The sequence below is a fragment of the Gluconacetobacter liquefaciens genome, assembly GCF_003350405.1.
Lineage (GTDB): Bacteria > Pseudomonadota > Alphaproteobacteria > Acetobacterales > Acetobacteraceae > Gluconacetobacter > Gluconacetobacter liquefaciens.
Genome location: NZ_QQAW01000008.1, coordinates 35794 through 59791, shown reverse-complemented (window position 1 = coordinate 59791; position 23998 = coordinate 35794). Strand labels below are relative to the sequence as shown.

Sequence of the window (23998 nt, the reverse complement as noted above, 5' to 3'; positions counted from 1 at the left end):
GAATGCGAAAAATTATCATATTAACGGATCTCTGGTTCATGGGCGTCGTTGGCGGCCCGGCTTAGTGGACGAGGGCGAGCCAGGGGCCGATGAACGTGACATGGGCGTCGACCGAGGCGGCGACGGCGACCAGCGCTCCGTCGGGGTCGGTGAGGGGGAAGGTTCCCGAGACGGTGCGGTCGCGCAGGGCGGGGGTGAGGAAGATCCGGCGTTTGCCGTAGCGCCGCAATTGTTGGGCCAGGTCGGTCATCGTCGTGTCCTGGACGACCAGGCGCCCGGAGAGCCAGGCCAGGGCGATATCTGGCGTGCCCTGGGCCACGGTGGCGGGCTTGTGGCGGGGCAGGATCGCTTCGTCGCCCGCATGCAGGGTGGGAGCGACCGGGGTGCCGTTGGCCAGGATGTCAACCGCGCCCTGGGCGACGAAGACGCGGCTTTCCGTGGCGCGGTCAGCGATGTCGAATTCGGTGCCGACATCGCGGATGGCATATCCGCCGGTGGTGACCGAAAAGGGGTGGGCGGCGTCATGGCGGACGGCGAACAGGGCCTCGCCGTGCAGCAGGCGCACATGGCGGGTTCCGCCGGAGAAATCGAGTTTCAGGGCCGTGCCCGCCGCCATGCGCACGGTCGAGCCGTCTGGCAGGGTGGCGGCCGTGACCGGTTGCCGGCCGGTGCGGATGTCGGCCGTCATGTCCTGGAGGAAGGAGGGGTTGTCGATCCAGACCAGTAGCGCGCTTGCCGCCACGGCGGAGGCGACGAGGCCCCAGCGTGGGCCGGGCTGGAGGTGGGCGAGGGCGCGGCTGGTCCAGCCGGCCCGCCGGTCTGCCGCCTGCGCGGCGGGGGCGAGCGTATCGTAGAGGACGGCGAGTTCCGTATACGCCTGGCGGTGGAGCGGGTCCTGGTCCAGCCAGTGGGTGAATGCCGCGCGGTCTTTGGCGGTGGCGTCGGGGTCGGACAGGCGCGCGACCCACATGGCGGCTTCGTCCCTCTGGCGCTCGCTGGGCTTGGGCCGTGTTGTCATGCCTGTCTGCTTGCCGGTCATGGACTTGGAGGGACGGCCGGGGTGGCCTTCACCTGTGGGCGTCTTCCAGGGCTTTCTGGCAGGCCCGGAGCGCCCGCGCCACGTGTTTTTCGACCGCGCTGACCGAGATACCGAAACGACGGGCGATGTCGGCGGAGGTCTGGCCGTGCACGCGGCGCAGGATGAAGATCTCGCGGCAGCGTGGGGACAGGGCGGCGAGCGCCTGATCGACGACATCCAGCGTTTCGCGCGCGGCGACGTGGGCCTCGGGATCGCGATGGTCGGCTTCGGGGTGGAGGTCGGCGAGGGTATCGGCCGAAGCGGCGACGATGCGGTTGTGACGATACGCGTCGTACGCCGCATTGCGGGCCGCCGTGTAAAGGGCGCGCACCTGCTCATCCGGCGTGGCGCGCGGACCGGCGGCGTAGGCGCGGGTAAACACGTCCATCACGAGATCGGGGACTGACTCTCCGGGAGCCGCCCGTTTCCGCAATGCGGCTTCGAGCGGCTTTCTGTGAGCCCGAAAGAGCAGGCTGAATGTCTTGCCCCAGGATGCCATGTCGTTCGCGCCGGCCCGTTACACGGAATGGGGATGACGGAGTTGATAGTTATTGTCAACAACCGGGGCGGCCATGCGCGGCGCGTGGGGTGTGGAAGAGGGAATGGAATGGGGGCTGTCGATTGGAAGACGATTGGCAGGACTGTTTTTTACCGTCCGGGATGATCATGGCGGATATTGCGATCGCGGGGGTGTCGGGGCGGGTTTGTTTGTTGATAATTATTCTCATGATGGGATAAGGGGACCGAAACGCGCCGTTAAGGGAAAACGCGGGCTGTGATGTCTTCCGATCCACTTCTTGAAACTTATCTGGCGAACCGGTCGCGTTTCGTCTCGCTGGCGACGGGCATGGTGGGGTGTCCGGCGCATGCGGAAGATATCGTTCAGGATGCCTTCGTCCATGTGGCGTCGGTGGCGAAACGCGGTGTCGTCGTGTTCAGCCCGATTGCGTATCTGACAACCATGGTGCGTCGGCTGGCGCTGGACCATCTGAAATCGTCGCGGCGGCAGGTTCCGATGGAGATCGACCATGCGCTGCTGGCGGAGGCCGGGGCGGCGTGTCTGACGCCCGACGTGCAGTTCCGGTTCAGCGAGGAACTAGGGGCTGTCGACCAGGCGCTGTCTGCCCTGCCGCCGCGCACCCGGCGTGCGTTCGAGATGTATCGGATCGGCGGTTATACGCTGCGCGAGATCGCGGCCGTGCTGGAGGTTTCGACCACGCGGGTACACAAGATGATCCAGATTGCGCTGGTTGCGTGTGCCACGGCGCTTCCTGACGCGGAATCGTGAAGAGTCCGCGCGTGGCGTTGAAAAAAGGCGGCCTGTTTCGTCCCTGTTTCAGGGTGGTCATCCGGAACCTTGGTCGCGGGGCAGCAGGGAGCATGGTCATATGACGGCGACGCCGCTTCCGGGGCGTGACGAGGCCATGCTGGAGGCCGCGTCATGGAAGATCCGGCTGAACGAGGCGCCGGATGATGAGGCCCTCGCCGCGGCGTGTGTGGCGTGGCGTGCGCGCAGCGTTCTGCATGAGGCGGCATGGCGGCGGGTGGAGAAGGCATGGGGGGTCGCCGGCGGGTTGGCTGGGGAAAACATGCCGGCCGGGGAGGCCGTGCCTTCCGTGGGGCGGCATCGGCCGGGGCGTGGCGGGCGGTGGTTGCGGCGCATCGCGCTGGGGGTGGCGGCCTCGGTGCTGGTGGGGGCCTTCGGGCTGCGGACGCCAGACCTCGTGCTGCGTCTGCGCGCGGATTATGTGACCGGGGCGGGGGAGACGCGCACGCTCGCGCTGCCGGATGGATCGACGGTGATCCTGGGGCCGCGTTCGGCGATCGCGCTGCATTATGCCGGCCGGGAGCGGGCGGTTGCGCTGCTGGAAGGGGAAGCCTTCTTCACGGTGGTGCATGACGCGGCGCACGGGTTTTCGGTGACGGCCGCGCGGGCGGTGGTTCGGGATATCGGCACCGCCTTTGACGTGCGGCTGGCGGGGGACGGTGTGGCCGTGGCGGTGAAGGAGGGGATGGTCGGCATCTCCTGGCCGGGGCGGGGGGCTCTCGTGCGGCTGGCATCCGGGCAGCAATGGGCGGTCGATGGCGCGAGCGGGCGCGAACAGCGCGGGGAGGTCGATCCGGCAGGGGTTGGCGCGTGGGCTTCGGGCCATCTGGTGCTGGATGGCATGACCCTGGCGGATGCCGTGCGGACGCTCGGCCGCTATTATGCGGGGACCGTGCTGACGCATGGGCTGGAGCGCGACAGGGTGCCGATGGGCGGGGTTTACGATCTTCATCGTCCGAAAGAGGCGCTGGAAGCGATCAGTGCGCTGCATGGGGGACGGGTGGTGTCTCTGCCCGCCGGGCTCCTGCTGGTGCTGTCGGGGCCGGGGGCCGGCTGACGGCGCCGTGCCGGGTTTTTGGAAAAACTTTTCCGCGTCCCGTTGAAAACGGGCGTGCCCCGGCGGTCATGGGAATACGCGAATGCATATCGTTCGCATACATGATCCGTTCGACCGCCTGCGGGGCCCGTTGCCATGTCTGTTTGTTGTTCCTTTCGTCGTCAATCTGCTGCGTGCTTTCGGGGCGGGTTGCTTGCCGGTTCCTCGGTGCTGATGGTGGTTTTTGGTCTGCCCGGCGTACCGCGTGCCCTGGCGGCCACCGCAACCGGAGCGGCGGCTTTCGCGGATGTGCGGCGGTTCGAGATTCCGCCCCAGCCGCTGGCGCGTGCTCTGGCGGCCTATGGGGCGCAGACGGGCATCCAGATCGCGTTCGACAGCGCGACGGTTTCGGGGGCGAAATCGGGTGCCGTTTCCGGGCAGATGACGGACCAGCAGGCGCTTTCGCGGATATTGGCCAGTACGGGCGTGACCTATCGGAAGACGGGCAGCCGTTCGGTTTCGCTCGTCAGGGGGGCGTCGACCAGCATCATGCTTGGTCCGGTCCGGGTTGGCGGTGTGGTGGCGCATCAGGACCCGACCGGGCCGGGTGTGGGGTATTATGCGGGGAATACGATGGCGGGTACGAAGACCGACACCGCGCTGATCGATATTCCGAATTCGATCTATGTGGTCACGAAACAGCAGATGGTGGACCAGCAGGCGCAGAGTGTCGCGCAGGCGTTGCGGTATAGCGCGGGTGTCTATGCCGAACCGCAGGGGACGAACCTGACCGGCAGTGCCTATAGTGGGTTTGACGGCATCAAGCAGCGTGGATTCAATTCCAGCCAGTATGTCGACGGGATTCTTTCCGACTCATTCGCTGCGGGAGAGACGGCGTTTCTGGACCGGATCGAAGTCGTCAACGGGCCGGCTTCCGTCATGTATGGGCAGACCACGCCTGGCGGCATGGTGGGCATGAGCCTGAAGAAGCCGACCGAGACGCCCATGCATGAAGCCACGGTGGGGTTTGGCAACTGGGGGCGGTATGAGGCGACGTTCGATTCCAGCGACAGGATCACCAGGTCGGGAAACCTGCGCTACCGCGTGGCCGCGATCGGCGTTACGCAGGGCACCCAGATGGATTATGTGAATTATCAGCGGGTCGGCGTTTTGCCTTCCCTGACATGGGATATCGATTCGAAAACGTCGCTTACTGTTCTGGGAAGTTATATGTACACGCCGCAGACCGGGGCGGCGGGGACGGAATATCCGCTTGTGGGAACCCTGATTCCGGGGCCGGAGGGGCGGGTGCCCAGGCATCGCTTTTTTGGCGACCCGAGTTGGAATGCCGATTCGGCACGCGATGCCATGTTCGAATATCAATTTCGGCATATCTTCAATAAATATATCGAATTCAGCCAATCGTTTCGTTGGGAGACATCCAGGAATGATATGCGATATCTGTATTTCTCTGGCCGGCTCTCGCCTTCGGAGTTCGATCGTACCGCATGGTATTCGGCAGGGAAGAACAGGACGGTCGGGCTGGATAGCAGGATGACGGGCCATGTGAATACCGGCCCGTTGTCGCATACCTGGATCGTGGGGTCGGATTTCAGGCAGATCAAGACAACTACGGATATCATGTTCGGAGAGGATGATCCGATCGATATCTACCATCCGGTCTATAATTTGCATACCTGCCTGAAGACCCCCGGTGCCTGTGGCATGAGCAGCTATCCCGACTGGGATGATTATTTTCAGGAAGGCTTGTATTTTCAGGATCAGATTAAGTGGAAAGGCCTTTCGGTCTTGCTTGGCGGCAGGCAGGATTGGGTGAGCCGGGAATATATCGGCGGCACAAGGAATTATTATGCCGATGGCAGTGCGGCGACGAAAAGAGGAAAGCCGTCCGATCAGAATCAGGCGGCCTTCACGTGGCGTGCCGGACTGGTTTACAAGTTCGATTTCGGTCTTGCACCGTATTTCAGCTACGCGACATCGTTCGTGCCCCAGACCAGCAGCGACTGGATGGGGCGGCCGTTTGCGCCGCTGGTCGGCAAGCAGTTTGAGGCCGGCCTGAAATACCAGGTTCCGAAAACGGATGTTCTGCTGACGGCATCAGCATTCCATATCAATGAAAATCATTATCTGATCGGAGATCCCGACCATACGAATTACAATGCCGATGCCGGCAGGGTGACGTCGAAAGGGGTGGAGCTTTCGGCGAGCGCGAATGTTACGAAGGACCTGCATGTGGTGGCATCATACACCTATACAGACATGCGTTATGCAAGGAGTAACCTGACGGCTACGGTGGTCGATGCGGCGACCGGTGACGAGGGCCGTACCGTGTCGGAGCAGGGGCGGTATGTTCAGGGTACGCCACGCAACATGATGTCGCTGTTCTTCGACTACACGCTTCCGTTCGAGAGGGTGAAAGGGTTCGGTTTCAACTGGGGTATCCGTTATGTCGGTTTCACTTATGCGGATGCTGCGAATTCTTTCAAGGTGCCCCCCCTATGTATTGTTCGATATGGGAGCGCATTACGATTTCGGTTCGATGTTCAGGCGTCTGAAAGGATTGCGTGCGCAGGTTGCCGTTTCGAACCTTACCAACAGATATTATGTTACCTCGTGCGGTACGAACGACTGCTATATGGGACAGGGGCGCAGGGTTTACGGAAACCTGGCCTATAGCTGGTAGCAGGTGGAGAGAGATGGGCGTGACCGCTGGTTTGGGATAGGGTCGGGATTCCATTCGGCGAAGCGAGCGGTACGATGACAGCGCGGCAGGGTCCCCGGAACCGGGGTGAGGGTGCGAAGGCCGGGGCCGGGCCGCATGGTCATGACGACCCGGAAATGCCCAGCCCCGTGGTGGGACCGAGCCGGCCGCGCCTGTTCAGGGTGCTGGGGCCGGGGCTGATTACCGGGGCATCGGATGACGATCCGAGCGGGATCGCGACCTATTCCCAGGTGGGCGCGCAGTTTGCCTATGGGCTGTCATGGACGCTGCTGGTGACCTATCCGCTGATGGTGGCGGTGCAGATGATCAGTGCGCGGATCGGGCGGACGACCGGCCATGGACTGGCGGGCGTGATCCGTCTGCATTGTCCGTCCTGGTTGCTGAGCAGTGTCGTACTGCTGTTGCTGGTGGCGAACATCATCAATCTCGGTGCCGATCTGGGGGCGATGGCCGATGCGCTGGGGCTGCTGCTGCCGGCGCCGCATGCGCTGTATGTGCTGCTGTTTTCGGCGATTTCGATCTCCATGCAGCTCTTCCTGCAATACACGCGCTATGTGGCGGCGCTGAAATGGCTGACGCTGGCGCTGTTTGCCTATTTTGCGGCGCTGGCGTGCGTGGATGTCGACTGGGGCGCGCTGGCGTTGCATCTGGTCTGGCCCCGGCAGGCGCTGACATCGGATTACCTGACGGCGCTTGTGGCGATCCTGGGGACCACGATCAGCCCCTATCTGTTCTTCTGGCAGGCGTCGGAAGAGGTGGAGGATCTGCGGGTGTATCCCCGGCGCGTCGATCTGGTGGATGCGCCGTCGCAGGGGCGGCGGGCGTTGCGGCGTATCGAGATCGATACTTTGGTGGGCATGGGATTTTCGAATCTGGTTGCGCTGGCCATTCTGGTGACGGCGGCGGCGACGCTGAATGTGCATGGTGTGACGCATATCCAGACCTCGGCGCAGGCGGCCGAGGCGCTGCGGCCGATCGCGGGGGCGTTCGCGTCGCTGGTGTTTACGGTGGGCATCGTGGGCACGGGGCTGCTGGCGGTGCCCGTGCTGGCCGGGTCGGCCGCCTATGCGGTGGGAGAGGCGCGGCAATGGCCGACGGGGCTGGAGCGCCGACCCAAGGAGGCGCAGGCGTTTTATGCGACGCTGGTGATCGCTACGCTGATCGGGATGATCATCAATTTCGCGCCGGTTGATCCGATCCGGGCCTTGTTCTGGAGTGCCGTGCTGAACGGGGTGGCGGCGGTGCCTGTGATGGTCGTGATGATGCGGGTGGCGGCGCGGCGCGACGTGATGGGGCAATTCGCCATTCGTGGCCCGCTGAAATGGCTGGGGTGGGTTGCGACCGTCCTGATGGGCGGTGTGGTGCTGGCGATGTTCGGCGCCATGCTGTGAAGCCTGGTGGCGGAAGGGCCGCCTGGGGGCAAAGGATGGAAACCGTGGGTTTCCGGTTTTGAGGGATGTGAGGGGGTGGGGTGGACCGTATGGTCCCTGATGTAACGTTTGCCCCGAGCACACGGCCCCGAGGCCGGAAAAGAGGTCATGATGACGAAGTTGCTGGTTCTCTATTATTCCACCTACGGGCATGTCGAGACGATGGCCCAGGCCGTTGCCGAGGGTGCCCGTGCGGCGGGGATCGAGGCCGATATCAAGCGCGTGCCGGAGACGGTGCCTGAGGAGATCGCGAAGGCGCATCACTTCAAGCTCGATCAGGCGGCGCCGGTGGCGACCCCGGACGATCTGGCGCATTATGACGCCATCATCATCGGTGCGCCGACCCGTTTCGGGCGGCTGCCGGCGCAGATGGCGGCGTTCTGGGACCAGACCGGGGGGCTGTGGCTGAAGGGGGCGCTGATCGGCAAGGTGGGTGCCGCCTTTACCTCGACCGCCAGCCAGCATGGCGGGCAGGAGACGACGCTGTATTCGCTGCTGTCGAACCTGATCCATCATGGCATGGTCATCAGCGGCCTGCCTTACAGCTTCCAGGGCCAGTTGACACTGGACCAGGTTTCGGGCGGGGCGCCTTATGGTGCGACCACGATCGCCGCCGGGGACGGGTCGCGCGCCGTTAGCGCCAACGAACTGGATGGCGCGCGCTTCCTCGGCCAGCATGTGGCCGGGCTGGCGAAGAAACTCGCCTGATTGGGGGCGTGGCCCTCTGTGATTGTGTGATTGTTACAGAGGCTGTTTGAACAGTCGGCCTGCCGGGCGGGATCGCTGGCAGGGTGACTGTGCGAACAGCCTCAGAGCCTGACCGAACATGTGGGCTGGCGAGCGAGAGCGGCCCGTTTCGGGCCGCGCCCGACATGTGTTTCCGAGCATCGGAGCGGCGTGGCCTTGATGGCCATGAGCACCGAAGCGCAGGAAACGCGCGGGGGACACGCCGCCAGCGTGCATGTTCGGTCAGGCTGTCAGGCCATGGCGGGGTCGGTTTGTCCGGGGCGGCCCGTTTCGACGCGGCCGGCGAACTGGTAGGCCAGTTCGGGCTCGGCCGGGCTGGTGAGCGTGACGTCGTACCACATCGCGCTGCCTGACAGGTCGAACGGCGCCTCGGCGGCGTGGCCGGGGGCGATGCGCAGGGTGCGCTTCACGTTCCGGTCGGCCAGGGTGCAGGCGACCGTGACCGTCTGCGGGCCGTTATTGGTGACGCGCAGGGTGAGGTCCTTGCCCCGGCCGTGGAGATAGCCGCATTCCACCTGCAGACGCAGGCCGCCCTGCCGGCCCCGGAAATGGCGATAGAAGCCGTTGGGGGCGTGGACCGCGACATCGTAGAGCCTGTCGGCGAAGCTCGTCATGTCGAAGGCCGCATCCAGCGTGTCGCCGGCCGCGACGGCGTAGGTGCCGGCCTGCATGGTGTTCCTGGCCCCGGTCCTGCCCGGTGCCAGGCCGTGGCAATAGACGTTGAAGGGCAGGCCCGCCGCGTGTGCGCCGTGCAGTTTCTGCCCGGCGTGCAGGCGCAGGGCGATCTGTTCGCCGTCCGGCGTCAGGCCGCCGTCGCAATGGGCTTCGTAGGGCAGGGCGCAGGAGGGGCGGGTGCCGGGCTCCTGCCGCGCCAGGCTGCGCAGGCTTGCCGGTTCGGCGCGCAGGGTGGCGAGGTCGGCCGCGCTCAGGGCGCGGAAGCCGCCGGGCATGGGGCGGTCCTTCGCGTCCTCGATGGTCTTGAGGAAGGCGTTGCGGTTGAGGAACGGCAGGGTGGGCACCGTGCCGTCATAGGGGCGGAAGCAGGAGGTCAGGTCGCCGCTGATCGCGCGGCGCCAGGGCGAGATGTTGGTTTCGGTGACTGTCTTGCCGAATTTCGTCTGGATGAAGGCTTCCAGGAACCGCAGGGTGGAAGTGTGCTCGAAAAGCTGGGAATTGACCCAGCCGCCCCGGCTCCACGGCGAGGCGACGATCATGGGCACGCGGAAGCCCAGCCCGATGGGGCCGGTGCGGGCCAGGCGGGGCGGCACGCCGCGTTCCACCTCGTCACGCGCCGTGGTGTGTTCCAGCCCGTCGGGGCCGATCGTGGCCGAGGAGCGGCCGGTTTCCGGGCGGTAAGGGTCCGGCGCCGTGTAGGAACAGCCATGGTCGAAATAGCCGTCATTTTCATCGTAGGTGATGATGAAGATGGTCTTTTTCCACACCTCCGGATTTTCGGTCAGGATGTCCATGATCTCCGACACGTACCAGGCGCCGTACCACGGTGAGGTCGGGTGGTCGGAGAAATGTTCCGGTGCGGCCAGCCACGAGACGGTGGGCAGGGTGCCCGCGCGTACGTCCTGGCGGAACTGGTAGAGGATGTCGCCCCTGGGGGCGTCCATGTGCCGCGTTCTGTCGCCGTCGGAGAAGGACAGGGTTTCCAGCGTGCGGTATTGCGGGTCGCCGCTGTTGATGACGAAGGCCCTCTCGAACAGGGCGCGTTCGGCGGGCGAGAGCTTCTGCATCGTGTGGCTGGCCGACGGGCGGCGGCGGGTCAGCACGTCGAGCAATGCCCGTGCTTCGGCCAGTTGTTCCTCGTGCGTTTCGGAGACGAGCATTTCCTGCTTCGTCAGCCGCTCGATATGGCCTGTGCAGTCGTCGATGCGGGCTTCGAGCCAGTCGCTGAATCCGGGATTGGCCGAGACGCAGTACTGGTCGAAACATTCCAGGACGTTGCAGCCGAAATTGGAGAGCCATGCGCGCTCCCGCGCGTTCATGCCGCCGGTCTGGGAGAGTTCGTTCTGGTAGAATTTCCACGAGATGCCGGCGCTCTGGAGCCGTTCGGGGAAGGTGGTCCAGGTCATGCCGCCTTCGAGGATCTCGCCATTGCGCATGTAGACCCTGGAATCGGTCGTCTGCGTGTCGCGGACCGTGCCGGTCCAGAACAGCAGGCGGTTGGGCGTGGTGCTGGTCATGGCGCCGCAGTAATGCTGGTCGCAGACGGTGAAGGCGTCGGCCAGCGCGTAGTAGAATGGCAGGTCCTCGCGCGTGTAGTAGCCCATCGTCAGCGGGTAGCGGTCATAGCCCTTGTGGTGGGATTTCTTGGCGTCGATCCAGCGGTCGTGTCCGCCGTCGTTCCATGCATCGACCTGGCTGTCGCGGGAATGGGGGATCGACCCCATCCAGGTGACGCGCGTGTCGCGGATGTTCAGGCGCCACGGCGCGTAGGTCTGGCCGTCCGCGCCCGTCTGGGCGAAGACCGGGTTGCCGTTGGCCTGCCGGATCGCCCTGGGGTCGTTGAAGCCGCGTACGCCTTGCAGCGTGCCGAACACATGGTCGAACGACCGGTTCTCCTGCATCAGGATCACCACATGCTCGGCATCCTGCCATGTCGTGCCGGGGTTGGGGGCGATGGCGAAGGCGCGCTGGATGGCGGCGGGAAGCGTGGTGGTGGCGCCCGCCGCGCCGGACAGGAGGGCGTATCTGAGGAAGTCCCGACGTGTCGTCATGAGTCTGCTCGGCCTGTGCGTGGTCGTCCGCGACGGACGGAAATCGTGTGGATGTGGCGTGACATACGGCATGGTTGCCGGTTTCCATTGTGACAATTTCATGAAACAGAGGCGGGTGGAAACGGTGCGCACTGTGCCTGTGGTGGCTGGACATTGCCAACTTGTCAGGAAAAATGGTCCGCAAACGCATTGGAAATCCGGGACCGGTGATCTAGAGCCTCTTAATGCCTTTCGGGCGCCATGAACGACATCCGGGGACCATGAACAGGACCATTCGCTTTCTTCTTCTGCTGCCGGGCCTGTCTGTTCTGCAAGGGTGCTACGAGATCGGGCCGACGCGGCTGGACCGGGACCAGAGCGACTATTCTCGTGCGCTGACCAGTTCGGCCAAGCAGCAGACGCTGCTGAACGTGGTGCGGCTGCGCTATGCCGACACGCCGGGATTCCTGGATACGACGCAGCTGATTTCGGGGTATCAGCTTCAGCGCAATATCTCCGTGGGGATCGGCAACTATTCGGCGACCCGGCCCTATGGCGGGGCGGGGATGCAGGTGCAGGAAAGCCCGACCTTCACCTTCCAGCCCGTGACGGGGGATGCCTATGCGCAGAGTTTCCTGCGGCCGCTGCCGCCGGGGAACCTGCTGCCGCTGGCCATGGGCGGGCTGCCGATCGACGTGCTGTTTCGTCTGGCCGTGCAGTCGATCAACCTGATCAACAATACCGGGTCGCTGGGCGGGGATGTGGGGCGGGCCTCGCCGGCGTTCTTTGACCTGATCTACGACCTGCGGCTTCTTCAGCTTGCGGGGTTGCTGGGTATCCAGCTTGAACGCAACCCGGCGGCCACGGACAAGGACGCGTTGGCCGACCGGGTTTTCCTGTCGATCGCCTCGACCGACAATCCGGACCTGACGAAGGTGGTGCATGATACGCGCCGCCTGCTGGGCATGGCGCAGGACGACGAGCGGGTGGAGGTCGTCTATGGCGGCGGGCGGCCGCGCCGGGGGCAGATCCAGTTGCTGACGCGCACCGTGCTGGGGGTGCTGGGGCAGATTGCCTACCAGATCGACGTTCCGGAAGAGGATATCGCCTCGGGCCGCACGCGCCCCACCATCAAGATGGTCGGGCGCGTAACGCGGCCGATCGTGGTGGTGCATGTGACGAAGGAGCGGCCGGGGGCGGTGTTTTCCTGGACCAGCTACAATCACAAATTCTACTGGATCGCGGACGACGATTTCGACAGCAAGCTGGCTTTTACGATGTTGCAGATCCTGCTTGAGCTTTCCAAGACCAGCAAGGGGCCGAATACCATCGTCACCATTCCCGCCAACGGCTAGGGCAGCTCCTGTTTGAATGCGTGCATTCAAACAGGAGCCGATCTTCTAGGGACCGGAGGGAGGGCGCTGCCCGGCGCGGCGGGCGATGGCGACCGCCACCAGGTAGAGGGCCAGATAGAGCGCGGGAATGAAGAAGATGATGCGTTCCAGATCGCCCATCATGGTCAGATTTCCTTTTCCGGAGTCTGTTCGTCCTGCGCATCGAGCAGGATGGCGCCGGCGCCGGCGATGAGGATGATCATCACCGTGCCCACGACCCACGCGAAATACCATGGCCCCTGATCGCCGACGAAGACGGCGAACAGAAGCGAGACGACCAGGGCGACGGCCAGCCCGGCCAGGCGCATGATGTTCATGACAGGGTCCTTAGTAGCTGTGGGTATCGTGGATGACGTCGGCTGTGCGGACCTTGCCGCGCATGACGTAGTAGCACCACGATGTGTAGGACAGGATGATCGGCACGAAGATCGCGGCCACCACCAGCATGCAGGCCAGACCGTAGGCGCTGGCGGTGCTGTTCCAGATCGTCAGGCTCTGGTCCGGCATCGTGGCGGAGGGCATGAGGAAGGGAAACATCGCGGTGCCGACGGTGCCGATCGTGCAGGCCCATGAGCCCGCGCCGATCCACCATGCGAGAACCGGGCGGTCGGCGCGTACCATCAGGGTGCCGAGCAGCATGCAGGCGATGCCCAGCAGCGGAATCAGCCACAAGGCCGGATGGGCGTGGAAGTTTTCCAGCCATCCGCCCATGCTGACGGTGACGTGTTGCCCCTGGATCGGGTTGGCGGGCATGCCGGGGTTGGCGTCGGTCAGGCGGAAGCCGTTCAGGCGGCTGATCCACACGCCGCCGATCGCGAACAGGGCTGCCGCGGCGACGCCGCCGCGCATCGCATAGCGCCGCGCGCGGCCGTGGATCGGCTCCTCGGAGCGCAGCATCAGCATGACGCCGCCCTGGTAGACGCTGAGTGCGACCGACATCAGGCCGCACAGGATCGCGAACGGATTGACCAGGTAGGACAGGAACGATTCGTCCTGGTAATACTGGCCGGTCCAGCCGAAATGATAGCCCACGCCCTCCAGCACATTGCCGAAGGCGGCGCCGTAGATGAACATCGGCAGCGTGCCCGAGACCAGGAACGCGACGTCCCAACTGGCGCGCCAGTGCCGGCTGTCGGCCTTGGAGCGGTATTCGAACGCCACCGGCCGCAGGATCATGCTGAACAGCAGCAGGATCATGACGACGTAGAAGACCGAGAACGAGGTGGCATAGAGCGTGGGGAAGGCGGCGAAGATCGCGCCGCCGCCCAGGATGAACCACACCTGGTTGCCGTCCCAGTGCGGGCCGACGATGTTCAGCGCCGTGCGGCGTTCGCCGTCGTTGCGGCCGACGAAGCGCAGCAGCGTGCCCACGCCCATGTCCATGCCGACCATCGTGCCCAGTCCGATGAACAGGATGCCGAGGATGGCGGCCCAGACCAGTTTCAGGATTGCGTATGAGTCCATTTTACGAAATTCCCTTACGAGGACAGGGAGGAGGCGATGGAAAACGCATCCTTCCGATCGTGTGCGACCGTCAGGTGCGGCCCCTGCGCGCCATGCGCGCCGTGATCGGGGCCGAGGCGGGCATATTTGAACATCAGGAACAGTTCGGCGGCGATGAAGGTGGAGTAGAGCAGCGCGAAGCCGGCCAGCGAGAAGATCATGTAGCCGACGCCGTGGCTGGAGGCGGACAGGAAGGTGGGCAGGCGGTTGAACACCGTCCAGGGCTGGCGGCCGGCTTCGGCGGTGATCCAGCCGAACTCGGTGGCCAGGATGGGCAGCGGGATGGACCACATGCACAGCTTCAGCAGCAGGCGGTTGCGTTCCAGCCGGTTCGTGAGGCTGACATAAGCGGAAAGGGCGAAGACGGCGAAGAACCACAGCGACAGGAACACCATGATCCGGAACGACCAGAAGGTGACGAACACGTTCGGCAGGATGTCAGGCTCGGTCTGTCGCACCACGCTGTCCATCTCGGCGGCGGAAATGGCGGTGACGTCCTGTCCGGGGGCATGCCGCATGGCCAGGAAGCCGAAGCCCATGTCGGCCTCATGCGCCCTGAACTGCGCCAGGTCCGCCGGGTCGTGCCCCTGGCCGTAGCGGCGCAGCGCCGACAGGGCCTGGATGCCCGATGCGATGTGGGGGCCGGCCTGCTCTTCCAGTTCGGTCATGCCGGTGATCGGCGTGTCGAAACTGTGGGCGACCAGCGGCGTCAGCACGAAGGGGACACCGATTTCCAGATGGTTTTCCTGTCTGGCGTCATCGGGCAGGGCGAAGGCCAGCCACGGTTCGAACGGCGGCTTGCTGGTGTGCCACAGCCCCTCGATCGCGGCGATCTTGGTGGGCTGGTGTTCGTAGTCCAGCCGGCCCAGCACGTCGCCCAGCGTGATGACGGCGACGGTGGAGATGATGCCGAACAGGGCCGCCATGCGGAAGGAGCGCGCGGCGAAAGCCTTGTGCTGGCCACGCAGGATATAGAACGCGCTGATGCCCATGACGAACATCGCCGCCGAGACGTAGCCCGCGACCGACGTGTGGACGAACTTGGCCTGTGCGTCGGGGTTGAAGATGACCTTCACCACGCTGTCGAACTGCATCCGCATGGTGTCCGGGTCGAAATGCGCGCCTTCCGGCATGTTCATGCTGGCGTTGGCCACCAGAATCCACAGCGCCGACAGGTTGGAGCCCAGCGCGACCAGATAGGTGATGGCCAGGTGGGCGGGGCGGCTGAGGCGGTCCCAGCCGAAGAACATCAGCCCGACGAAGGTGGATTCCATGAAGAACGCCATCAGGCCCTCGATGGCCAGCGGCGTGCCGAACATGTCGCCGAAAAAGCGGGAATACATCGACCAGTTGGTGCCGAATTCGAATTCCATCGTGATGCCGGTCGCGACGCCGATGGCGAAGTTGATGCCGAACAGCTTGCCCCAGAACTGGGCCATGTCCTTGTAGATCTGTCGGCCGGTGACGACGTACACCGTCTCCATCGCCGCCAGCATGAAGGTCAGCCCCAATGTGAGCGGCACGAACATGAAATGGTAAAGTGCCGTCAGCGCGAACTGGAATCGCGACAGGTCGACGACATCCGGATTGATAAGCTCCACGCTCAATTCTCCTGATTTCTGCAATCTGGTCCGCGCGTTTTCGGCGCGGGGGTCATTGTCGTGTCCTGGGACACGCGGCCGCCGTCATGTCATTGCGGCCTCCTGCGATGTGTCGCGACGTCATGGAAGCCGCGATCGGTCATGGCGACCGCCCGGTCCAGAAAGGGCAGGATGGCCGTGCGGTGCGTGATGCACAGGAGCGTCGCATCCGGCGGCAGGGACGCCATGAGGGCGGCCATCACCGCTCGCTCGGTCGCCGCGTCCAGCCCTTCGGTCGGCTCGTCGAGGATCAGCCAGCGGGGACGGCGCAGCAGGACGCAGGCCAGCGCCAGCCGCCGGCCCTGGCCGCCGGACAGGCGCAGCCCGGCCTCGCCGATCAGCGTGTCCAGGCCGGCCGGCGCCCGGCGTACGAAGGCCGCCAGTTGGGCGGTTTCGAGCGCCGACCACATCGCGGCTTCATCCGCCGTGGGGCAGGCCATGGCCAGGTTACGGCGGATGCTGCCCTGGAACAGGTGGGCGTCCTGCGCCATGACGCCGACCAAGCCGGGCAGCGCGTCCGGGTCCAGCGTGCGTGCCTCCACGCCGCCGAAGCGGATCGTGCCTTCCTGATAGGCGTGGAAGCCGAACAGCAGGCGGGCGAGCGTGCTCTTGCCCGCGCCGGACGGCCCGACCAGGGCCACGCGCTCGCCCTGGCGGATGGTGAGGTCGGCGTGGCGCAGGACCCAGTCCTCGTCCGGGGCGTAGCGCATGCCGACCGCGCGCATGTCGAGGTCCAGCGGGGCGGCCGGGAGCAGCGACCCGCCGCCTGCCGGAGGCGACAGGGTGCAGGCCGTGCGCGTGCGCCGGGCGGCCAGCAGGGCATGGCGGGCCATCTGCTGCGCCGCCGGCAGGGGGGCCACGCTTTCGAACGCCGCCAATGCCCCCAGACCGAGCATCGGCAGGCAGGCGGCGGACAGGAGGCCGGCATGCAGGGCCGTGGATGCGCAGGTCAGCACGCCCAGCGCGGTCAGCATGGCCATTGCGCCGGTCAGGGCCCGCGCGCCGCCCTCGATCGCCGCCAGATGCAGGCGGGCGTGGCGGATCGCCGCCTGTCGGGTGTCGAGGCGGCGACGCATCGCATCCTCCGCGCCCAGGAAGGCGATTTCGTCCGCGCCTTGCAGGATGTCCACCAGGTCGCCGTGCATCGCGTCCTGCTGGGTGGCGATGCGGGCGGTCGCGCGGTCCGACAGCCATCCGGCCGCCAGCGGCAGGAGCACGCCGCAGGTCAGCATGCCGGTTGCCAGCACGAGGCCGGCCGAGGGGGCGAAGGCGCCGACGAGACCGACGGAGGCCAGCCCGCAGACCGCCGCCGTGACGAAGGGGACGCCGGCATCCAGATAGGCATGGCCCGCGCGCTCGGTGTCCGAGACGAAGCGGAAAAGCTGTTCGCCGCTGCGCTGGCGCGACAGGTGCGCGGGCGGTTGCCGGACCAGCCGGTCGAAGCTTTGGGCGCGGATCTGGCCGACCAGGCCCAGCGTTGCGTCATGGGTCACGACCCGTTCGCCGTAACGGGCCAGGATGCGGAGCGTGGCCAGGAACCGGACGCCCGCCGCCGGCAGGGCCATGTTGAAGGCGTGGGCGGCCACCAACCCCGCCAGCCCGGCGGTGGCCGCCGCCGCCAGCAGCCAGCCGGACAGGGCCAGCAGGCCGATATTCGCCAGGGCTGCCAGGCAAGCCAGGGCCAGCCCGGCCGCCATCCGCCGGCGGATTGGCCGTGTCGGCGCGAACAGGAGGGAGATCGGGCTCATGCTGCTGCCCTTTCGTCGGCGGACAGGGGGCGGATCGTGCCGTCTGCGACCGCGAGCAGGTGATCGGCTTGCCCGATGATCGTTTGCCGGTGCGTCGTGACGATGACGATCCGCCCCGGTACGGCGCGCCGGATGGCGTCCGCGACCCGTCTTTCGCTGTCCGGGTCCAGGTCGGATGTCGGTTCGTCCAGGATCAGGATGGCCGGATTGCAGATCAGGGCCCGCGTCAGGGCCAGGCGGCGCGCCTGCCCGCCCGACAGGCGGGCGCCGCGTTCGCCGATGGGTGTATCGAACCCCTGGGGCAGCGCCTCGATGAATGCCAGTGCGTCGGCCTGTGCCGCCGCCGCGCGCAATTGGGCCAGATCGGCGTCCGGAGCGCCCAGGCGCAGGATGTCGGCAATGGTGCCGGATGGCAGGCAGGGGCGTTGCGGCACCCAGCCGATCTGGTCGCGCCAGGGGCCTGCGAGTGGCTGCCCCGCTTCATCCAGCGCGACGATGTTGCCTGCCGACGGGGCCAGAAGGCCCAGCAGGAGGCGCAGCAGGGTTGTCTTGCCGGCGCCGCTTTCGCCGACTACCACCGTCAGCGCGTTGCGGGGGAACTGGCAGGAGGCATGCGCCAGGACCGGCGCGGCGTCGGTGCCGTAGGTGGCCGAGAGATTGGTGCAGGTGATGCCGGCGACCGGCCCGGATGGCGGAGCGGGTGCGATCGTGGCTGCCATCGGCGCCTGGGGCAGGGCCAGCAGGGCGGCGATGCGCCGCATTGCGACGGTTGCGTTCTGGCGCGCGTGATAGCTGGCGGAAAAGGCGCGGAGCGGCATGAAATATTCGGGGGCCAGCAGCAGGACCAGAAAGGCGGTGCGAAAATCGGCATGGCCGGCCAGCAGGCGTGCGCCGAACACCACCGCGACCAGGGCGATCGACAGGCTGGCGAAAAATTCCAGCGCCGCCGAGGTCAGGAACGCCACCCGCATGACCGACAGGGTGGTCCGGCGATAATCGTCGGCCATGCGCCCGACGGTGCTTGCGGCCTGATGCGCGTGGCCGAACAGCCGCAGGGTGGTCATGCCCTGAAGGAAGTCGAGAAACCCGTTCCCCAGCAGCAGAAGCTGGGTCCATTGCCGGTCCATGATCGCCTGCGCGCGATAGCCGACCAGCGCCATGAACAGCGGGATCAGCGGCCCGGTGCAGGCCAGGATTGCGAAGCTCCAGCCGTCCAGGCCGGCCACGCAGCCCAGGATCATCAACGGCATGACGACCATCATCGCGGCGCGCGGCAGGTAGTGGGCGACGTAGGGCTCCAGGGCGTCGATCCCGTCGGTCAGGGTGGTGACGGTCTCGCCGGTGCCCAGGCCGGCCATGCGCGGGGAGCCGACCCGCAGCAGGTGGGCCAGCACGTCGGCGCGCATGGCGGCCGTGACTTTCATGCCCGCCGTGGCGGCGGCCATGTCCGCCAGCCAGCCCAGGATCGCGCGGCCGGCCAGCAGGGCCGCCAGCCAGCCCGCGCGGCCGGCTTCCTGACCGAACGGGTGGGCGTGGAAGGTCAGGTTGTCGACGATGCGTGCCAGGACGACCAGTTGCAGCACCAGCATGGCAGCCGCCGCGCCATTCAGGACCACCGCTACGCCCAGCCAAAGGCCGGCGCGCGATGCCAGACCGCTCAGCCCTCTGTCCGCCGTCCGCATGGGTTGCGCACTTTCACCTGCCGCACGGCAGGACTGATAATACTTTCATGTATTATGAAAGTGTCATTTAATGTAATTATGAAATTATATGCGGTCAAGGGACCGTGATCGCGCGCTGTGCGGGGCTGCGGCCTGCGTGGTGTCGGATGGAATTGGGTGGAGTGGGCGCGCGGACGGGCGCTGGCGTTCGTGTCGCACCTGGTGGGGCGGCGTGAACGTGCGTTCTGTCGTCAGTATTTTTCGGGGTCGTCCCTGGGGCCGTTATGTGGCCCCGTTGGGATGCCTGGGGTTATTCCCGGCTGGTTGCCGCGCCGACGCGGGCAAAGACGGCCCCGGCTTCCTCGCGCGCGATGCGGGGCGCGTGGGTGATGCTGGGGTGGCTATGGGTGTCCGTGCTGGATTGCGTTGGCCGCATGCCTAGCAGGAGGCGCACCCATCTCTCTTCTTCGGTGTCGGCGAAGCTGTAGAATATGGCGCGGGATTCGCGTTCGGTGCGCAGGATGCCGGCGCGGCGCAGGATGCCGAGCTGCTGGCTGAGGACCGGCTGGCCGATCCCCGTGCCGCTTTCCAGCGCGCTGACGGCGCGGGGGGCCGTCGAGCAGTTGGGCCAGGATCAGCAGCCGTTGCGGCTGGGCGAACAGTTTCAGTCGTTCGGCCAGTTCTCGGGCGCCATCTGCCGTCAGAATGGTCATGCGCGCGCGTCCGGCCGGGTGCGCATGAACCATGCCGGCCCTGCTTCCGCTGCGTCCTGCTGGGTCTGGACGGCCGGCAGGACCGTATCGTGGCCCGGTTGCCAGCCTTCGGGCGTCAGCACGTCTTCCGTCGAGACTTTCTGCAATGCTGCGACCAGGCGCAGCATTTCCGCCACCGAGCGGCCGACGGACATCGGATACCATGTGATGGCGCGGATGATGCCGTCGGGGTCGATGACATGCACGGTCCGGACCGTGGCGCTGCTTTCCGCCGTCAGGTCGAGCATGCCGTAGGCGCGTGCGATCGCCATCGACGGGTCTTCGATGATGGGAAAGGGGATCGTGACCCCGAACTGGGCACGGATGGCCTCGATCCACGCCAGGTGGGCGGGCAGGCTGTCCACCGACAGGCCGACCAGGGCGCAGTCCAGGGCCTGGAACTGGTCGAAGGCCGTCGCGAAGGCCAGAAATTCGCTGGTGCAGACCGGTGTGAAATCCGCCGGGTGGGAAAACAGCAGCACCCAGTGCCCCCGCAGGTCGCTCAGGCGCAGGCGTCCGTGCGTGGTCCGCGCGATGAAATCCGGGGCCTCGTCGCCGATTTTCGGCAGGGATGCAGGCGCGGCGGCGCAGATCGTCGAATCGGAGTCGGTCATGCTTCCTTTCATAAATCGACCGTCAGCCTTGACGCAAGGATGTTTCATTGTTAAATAAATTGATATACATTAGTTAAGAAAATTACTTAACAAATGGGAGGTCGTCATGTCCGATTCCGCACTGGAAACCGCCATCGCCCAGGTTGAGAAGGTCGAGCGGGGACAGGCTCCTGCCCCCGTGGTCCGCTCGTTTTTCGATGAGGCGACCTTTACGGCTACGCATGTGGTGCATGACCCCGCCACCCGCCAGGCTGCCGTCATCGACAGCGTGCTGGATTACGAGGCGGCATCGGGCCGGACCAGCCATGCCACGGCGCAGAAGGTCGTCGATTATGTGCGGGCCGAGGGGTTGGAGGTGCAATGGCAGCTCGAAACCCATGCCCATGCCGACCATCTGTCGGCGGCCCCCTGGTTGCAGGCGCAACTGGGCGGCAAGCTGGCCATCGGGGCCGAGATCGTGCGGGTGCAGTCGGTCTTCGGCAAGATATTCAATGCCGGCACCGCGTTCGCGCGTGACGGCTCGCAGTTCGACCGGCTGTTCCATGACGGCGACCGCTTCGCGATCGGCGGGATCGAGGCGACCGTCCTGCATGTGCCCGGCCATACGCCCGCGGACATGGCGTTCGTCATCGGCGATGCCGCCTTTATCGGGGATACGCTGTTCATGCCCGATTACGGGACCGCGCGGGCCGATTTTCCCGGCGGGGAGGCGCGCCAGCTCTTCCGCTCGATCCGTCGCCTGATGGCGCTGCCGGACGCGACGCGCGTGTTCTTGTGCCACGACTACAAGGCGCCCGGCCGCGACCATTTCGCGTGGGAAACCACGATCGGCGCCGAGCGGCGGGACAATATCCATGTGCATGACGGCGTGGGCGAGGATGCCTTCGCCGCGATGCGGACCGCGCGCGACGCCACGCTGTCGCTGCCGAATCTGATCATGCCTTCGGTGCAGGTCAACATGCGCGGCGGGCGCATGCCCGAACCGGAATCGAACGGCACCCGTTACATCAAGATTCCGATCGACACGCTCTGACCGCCGTTCTCCGCACGCCTTTTCTCCATATCTCCGCCGACCGGGAATTCCGATCCATGTCCTTTCGTTCCCTGACACCCCAGTTTGCCGTTTCGCCCCAGCTTTCCGTTGCCGACGTGAACGCGGCGGCGTCGGACGGTTTCAGGACCATTATCTGTGCCCGCCCGGATGGTGAGGGGGCCAGCCAGACGCCCTCCGCCGAGATCGAACAGGCGGCGCGCTGCCGGGGGCTGGATTTCCTCGCCATTCCCGTTCGTTCGGGCAGTCTGCCGAGCGACGAGGCGGTGGAGGCTATGCGTGCGGCGCTGGAGCGGATGCCGGGCCCGGTTCTGGCCTATTGCCAGGGCGGGAACAGGGCGGCGCGGCTCTGGGCCCTGGCGCAGGCGGGGAACATGTCGGCGGATGCCATCCTGGCGGCCGGCCGGACGGCGGGGGCCGATCTGTCCGCGCTGGGCGACCGCCTGAATGCCGCGCCGCATGTGCCGCAGCCGGCGACCGGGCGGCCGGGTGCGCGACGCTTCAACGTCGTCATCGCGGGTGGCGGCGCGGCGGGACTGGCCACGGCCGCGAGCATTCTGCGCCGCAGGCCGGGTATTGCGCTGGCCATCGTGGACCCGTCGGCAACCCATTACTATCAACCGGGATGGACCATGGTGGGGGGCGGCATCTTTACGCCCGAACAGACGCGCCGCCCGGAAGAGGGGCTGATTCCGGCGGGGGCGACCTGGATCCGCCAGCCCGTGGCGGGCTTTCTGCCGGAGGCGCGTGAAATCGCGCTGGAGGACGGTACGGTGCTGTCCTACGACGTTCTGGTGGTGGCCACCGGCCTGACGCTGGACTGGGCGGCGATTCCGGGCCTGGAGGAAACGCTGGGCAGGAACGGCGTCACCTCCAACTACCGCTACGATCTTGCGCCCTATACCTGGCAACTGGTGCAGGGCCTGTCGCGCGGCAGGGCCCTGTTCACCCAGCCGCCCATGCCGATCAAATGTGCCGGGGCGCCGCAGAAGGCGATGTACCTGTCCTGCGATGCCTGGCGGCGGCGCGGGGTGCTGAAGGATATCTCGGTGGGTTTCGACACCGCGACGCCGGCCCTGTTCGGCGTGGCGGCCTTCGTGCCCGCGCTGATGGCCTATATCGAACGCTACGGGATCGACCTGCATCTGCGTTCGAAGCTGGTGGCGGTGGATGGCGCGCGGCGCGTGGCGACCTTCGAGCGGGCGACGGAAGGCGGGTCGGAGCGGGTCGAGCAGACATTCGACATGCTGCATGCGGTGCCGCCCCAGGTGGCGCCGGCGGTGGTCAGGTCCAGCCCGCTGGCCGGGGCTGACGGGTTTGTGGCCGTCGATCCCGCGACGCTGCGGCATGCGACCTTTGCCGATGTCTTCGCCCTGGGGGACGTTGCCGGCACGTCGAACGCCAAGACGGCCGCCGCCGTGCGCAAACAGGCCCCCGTTGTGGCGGTGAATGTGCTGGCGGCGCTGGACGGCAAGGCGCCCGTCGCGACCTATGACGGGTATGGCGCCTGTCCGCTGACGGTGGAGCGCGGGCGGATCGTGCTGGCCGAGTTCGGTTACGGCGGGCGGCTGGCGCCGACCCTGCCGCTGTGGCTGCTGCGCGGCACGCAGCCGACGCGCCTGGCATGGTTCCTCAAGGAGAAGGTCATGCCGCCGCTCTACTGGCGCGGCATGCTGCGCGGACATGAACTGATGGTGGCGCCCCGGAAGACATCGGGAGCGTGACATGTCGCCCGAGCTTACGCATCTGGTGCTGGAGCTTCTCTCCGGCGCGGTGGTCGGCTTCACGCTGGGGCTGATCGGCGGCGGGGGATCGATCCTGGCCGTGCCGCTGATGGTCTATGTCGTCGGTGTTGCCAACCCGCATGTCGCCATCGGCACCAGCGCCCTTGCCGTTGCGGTGAATGCGCTGGCGGGGCTGGCGCAGCACGCGCGCGCGGGTACCGTCAAATGGCGCTGCGCCGCTATTTTCGCCACCTGTGGCGTCGTGGGGGCGTTCGGCGGGGCGACGCTGGGCAAGGCGATGGACGGTCGTCGCCTGCTGCTGTGCTTTGCGCTGCTGATGATCGTGGTCGGCGTTCTGATGGTGCGCGGACGGCGCAACCAGGGGTGCGCGGGGGCCGCCTGCAATCGTGAGAATGTGGGCCGCGTCATGACCTATGGCCTGGGGACCGGGGCGCTGTCGGGCTTTTTCGGGATCGGCGGCGGGTTTCTGATCGTGCCGGCGCTGATCGCCTCCACCGGGATGCCGATCCTCAATGCCATCGGCACCTCGCTCGTCGCCGTGGCCGCGTTCGGTGCCAGTACCGCCCTTAGCTACATGGCATCCGGCCTGATCGACTGGAACCTGGCCGTGCTGTTCATCGTCGGCGGCATCGTCGGCAGCTTCGGCGGGATGCGTGCGGCGCGGGCCCTGGCCGGTACCACCGGCGCGCTGACACTCTTCTTCTCCGGCGTCATCTTCTGCGTGGCGACCTACATGATCTGGCGCAGTTTCTGAGAGCCTGACCGGTCGCGCGGCCGGCCTGTCGCGGGTGGCTGGTCGAGAGCACCGATCCTGGCGTAACATT

General features: G+C 66.2%; 19 protein-coding genes. 9 read left to right on the top strand and 10 right to left on the bottom strand.

Annotated elements, in window-relative coordinates; translation table 11 throughout:
• Nucleotides 1-61: 61 nt before the first annotated feature.
• Nucleotides 62-1018 (bottom strand): FecR family protein, encoded by a 957-nt coding sequence (locus tag C7453_RS13670; RefSeq protein ID WP_170143224.1) that lies wholly within the window; start codon nt 1016-1018, stop codon nt 62-64.
• Between the two features lie 49 nt (nt 1019-1067).
• Complete coding sequence (locus C7453_RS13665; RefSeq protein WP_114728110.1) at nt 1068-1577, bottom strand: RNA polymerase sigma factor; 510 nt, start codon at nt 1575-1577, stop codon at nt 1068-1070.
• Nucleotides 1578-1856: 279 nt separating this feature from the next.
• On the opposite strand from C7453_RS13665, the gene C7453_RS13660 reads away from it, so the two are divergent.
• The 5 genes from C7453_RS13660 to wrbA all read left to right on the top strand — a co-directional run bounded on the left by C7453_RS13660 (nt 1857) and on the right by wrbA (nt 8322).
• Nucleotides 1857-2366 (top strand): sigma-70 family RNA polymerase sigma factor, encoded by a 510-nt coding sequence (locus tag C7453_RS13660; protein WP_114728109.1) that lies wholly within the window; start codon nt 1857-1859, stop codon nt 2364-2366.
• 100 nt (nt 2367-2466) lie between these two features.
• The gene (locus tag C7453_RS13655) at nt 2467-3462 is read left to right on the top strand and encodes a FecR family protein (RefSeq protein ID WP_114728108.1); all 996 of its coding nucleotides are present in this window, start codon (nt 2467-2469) and stop codon (nt 3460-3462) included.
• 213 nt (nt 3463-3675) lie between these two features.
• Entirely contained in the window at nt 3676-6138 is a 2463-nt protein-coding gene (locus C7453_RS13650; protein ID WP_342767968.1) for a TonB-dependent siderophore receptor, read from the top strand.
• A gap of 174 nt (nt 6139-6312) precedes the next feature.
• Entirely contained in the window at nt 6313-7575 is a 1263-nt protein-coding gene (locus C7453_RS13645) for an NRAMP family divalent metal transporter (protein ID WP_245949038.1), read from the top strand.
• 150 nt (nt 7576-7725) lie between these two features.
• On the top strand, nt 7726-8322 hold the full coding sequence (gene wrbA / locus C7453_RS13640; RefSeq protein ID WP_114728216.1) for an NAD(P)H:quinone oxidoreductase: 597 nt from the start codon (nt 7726-7728) through the stop codon (nt 8320-8322).
• Nucleotides 8323-8591: 269 nt separating this feature from the next.
• On the opposite strand, the gene C7453_RS13635 is transcribed toward wrbA, so the two are convergent.
• A complete protein-coding gene (locus C7453_RS13635; protein ID WP_114728105.1) occupies nt 8592-11087 on the bottom strand; it encodes a phosphocholine-specific phospholipase C in 2496 nt (831 codons plus the stop codon).
• A gap of 260 nt (nt 11088-11347) precedes the next feature.
• On the opposite strand from C7453_RS13635, the gene C7453_RS13630 reads away from it, so the two are divergent.
• A complete protein-coding gene (locus C7453_RS13630) occupies nt 11348-12421 on the top strand; it encodes a hypothetical protein (RefSeq protein ID WP_220791235.1) in 1074 nt (357 codons plus the stop codon).
• A 164-nt stretch (nt 12422-12585) separates the two neighbouring features.
• Here C7453_RS13630 and C7453_RS13625 read toward each other — a convergent pair whose 3' ends face one another.
• The 7 genes from C7453_RS13625 to C7453_RS13595 form a co-directional block, all read right to left on the bottom strand.
• Nucleotides 12586-12777, bottom strand: a complete 192-nt coding sequence (locus C7453_RS13625) for a hypothetical protein (RefSeq protein WP_114728104.1) — start codon at nt 12775-12777, stop codon at nt 12586-12588.
• 10 nt (nt 12778-12787) lie between these two features.
• A complete protein-coding gene (cydB, locus tag C7453_RS13620; RefSeq protein WP_114728103.1) occupies nt 12788-13924 on the bottom strand; it encodes a cytochrome d ubiquinol oxidase subunit II in 1137 nt (378 codons plus the stop codon).
• Nucleotides 13925-13938: 14 nt separating this feature from the next.
• Complete coding sequence (locus tag C7453_RS13615; RefSeq protein WP_114728102.1) at nt 13939-15564, bottom strand: cytochrome ubiquinol oxidase subunit I; 1626 nt, start codon at nt 15562-15564, stop codon at nt 13939-13941.
• Nucleotides 15565-15653: 89 nt separating this feature from the next.
• The gene (cydC, locus tag C7453_RS13610; protein WP_114728101.1) at nt 15654-17351 is read right to left on the bottom strand and encodes a thiol reductant ABC exporter subunit CydC; all 1698 of its coding nucleotides are present in this window, start codon (nt 17349-17351) and stop codon (nt 15654-15656) included.
• Nucleotides 17348-19033, bottom strand: a complete 1686-nt coding sequence (gene cydD, locus C7453_RS13605) for a thiol reductant ABC exporter subunit CydD (RefSeq protein ID WP_114728100.1) — start codon at nt 19031-19033, stop codon at nt 17348-17350. Before cydD ends, cydC begins: the two co-directional genes overlap by 4 nt.
• A 289-nt stretch (nt 19034-19322) precedes the next feature.
• Nucleotides 19323-19466: a hypothetical protein gene (locus C7453_RS19420; RefSeq protein ID WP_245949037.1), complete on the bottom strand. Its 144-nt coding sequence runs from the start codon at nt 19464-19466 to the stop codon at nt 19323-19325.
• A gap of 255 nt (nt 19467-19721) precedes the next feature.
• Nucleotides 19722-20378, bottom strand: a complete 657-nt coding sequence (locus C7453_RS13595; protein WP_114728099.1) for a peroxiredoxin — start codon at nt 20376-20378, stop codon at nt 19722-19724.
• Between the two features lie 106 nt (nt 20379-20484).
• Between C7453_RS13595 and C7453_RS13590 the strand changes: the two genes are divergently transcribed.
• The 3 genes from C7453_RS13590 to C7453_RS13580 are packed head-to-tail and all read left to right on the top strand — an operon-like array spanning nt 20485 to nt 23928.
• Entirely contained in the window at nt 20485-21411 is a 927-nt protein-coding gene (locus C7453_RS13590) for an MBL fold metallo-hydrolase (protein WP_114728098.1), read from the top strand.
• Between the two features lie 56 nt (nt 21412-21467).
• Nucleotides 21468-23153: a bifunctional protein tyrosine phosphatase family protein/NAD(P)/FAD-dependent oxidoreductase gene (locus C7453_RS13585; protein ID WP_114728097.1), complete on the top strand. Its 1686-nt coding sequence runs from the start codon at nt 21468-21470 to the stop codon at nt 23151-23153.
• Nucleotide 23154: 1 nt separating this feature from the next.
• Nucleotides 23155-23928: a sulfite exporter TauE/SafE family protein gene (locus C7453_RS13580; protein WP_114728096.1), complete on the top strand. Its 774-nt coding sequence runs from the start codon at nt 23155-23157 to the stop codon at nt 23926-23928.
• The last annotated feature ends 70 nt before the right edge of the window (nt 23929-23998 follow it).

What these genes read in the sequence shown, in the direction of transcription:
- C7453_RS13670 (WP_170143224.1), bottom strand. Translation starts at nt 1,018, where the DNA reads ATGACAACACGGCCCAAGCCCAGCGAGCGCCAGAGGGACGAAGCCGCC.
- C7453_RS13665 (WP_114728110.1), bottom strand. Translation starts at nt 1,577, where the DNA reads ATGGCATCCTGGGGCAAGACATTCAGCCTGCTCTTTCGGGCTCACAGA.
- C7453_RS13660 (WP_114728109.1), top strand. Translation starts at nt 1,857, where the DNA reads ATGTCTTCCGATCCACTTCTTGAAACTTATCTGGCGAACCGGTCGCGT.
- C7453_RS13655 (WP_114728108.1), top strand. Translation starts at nt 2,467, where the DNA reads ATGACGGCGACGCCGCTTCCGGGGCGTGACGAGGCCATGCTGGAGGCC.
- C7453_RS13650 (WP_342767968.1), top strand. Translation starts at nt 3,676, where the DNA reads ATGGTGGTTTTTGGTCTGCCCGGCGTACCGCGTGCCCTGGCGGCCACC.
- wrbA (WP_114728216.1), top strand. Translation starts at nt 7,726, where the DNA reads ATGACGAAGTTGCTGGTTCTCTATTATTCCACCTACGGGCATGTCGAG.
- C7453_RS13635 (WP_114728105.1), bottom strand. Translation starts at nt 11,087, where the DNA reads ATGACGACACGTCGGGACTTCCTCAGATACGCCCTCCTGTCCGGCGCG.
- C7453_RS13630 (WP_220791235.1), top strand. Translation starts at nt 11,348, where the DNA reads ATGAACAGGACCATTCGCTTTCTTCTTCTGCTGCCGGGCCTGTCTGTT.
- C7453_RS13625 (WP_114728104.1), bottom strand. Translation starts at nt 12,777, where the DNA reads ATGAACATCATGCGCCTGGCCGGGCTGGCCGTCGCCCTGGTCGTCTCG.
- cydB (WP_114728103.1), bottom strand. Translation starts at nt 13,924, where the DNA reads ATGGACTCATACGCAATCCTGAAACTGGTCTGGGCCGCCATCCTCGGC.
- cydC (WP_114728101.1), bottom strand. Translation starts at nt 17,351, where the DNA reads ATGAGCCCGATCTCCCTCCTGTTCGCGCCGACACGGCCAATCCGCCGG.
- cydD (WP_114728100.1), bottom strand. Translation starts at nt 19,033, where the DNA reads ATGCGGACGGCGGACAGAGGGCTGAGCGGTCTGGCATCGCGCGCCGGC.
- C7453_RS13595 (WP_114728099.1), bottom strand. Translation starts at nt 20,378, where the DNA reads ATGACCGACTCCGATTCGACGATCTGCGCCGCCGCGCCTGCATCCCTG.
- C7453_RS13590 (WP_114728098.1), top strand. Translation starts at nt 20,485, where the DNA reads ATGTCCGATTCCGCACTGGAAACCGCCATCGCCCAGGTTGAGAAGGTC.
- C7453_RS13585 (WP_114728097.1), top strand. Translation starts at nt 21,468, where the DNA reads ATGTCCTTTCGTTCCCTGACACCCCAGTTTGCCGTTTCGCCCCAGCTT.
- C7453_RS13580 (WP_114728096.1), top strand. Translation starts at nt 23,155, where the DNA reads ATGTCGCCCGAGCTTACGCATCTGGTGCTGGAGCTTCTCTCCGGCGCG.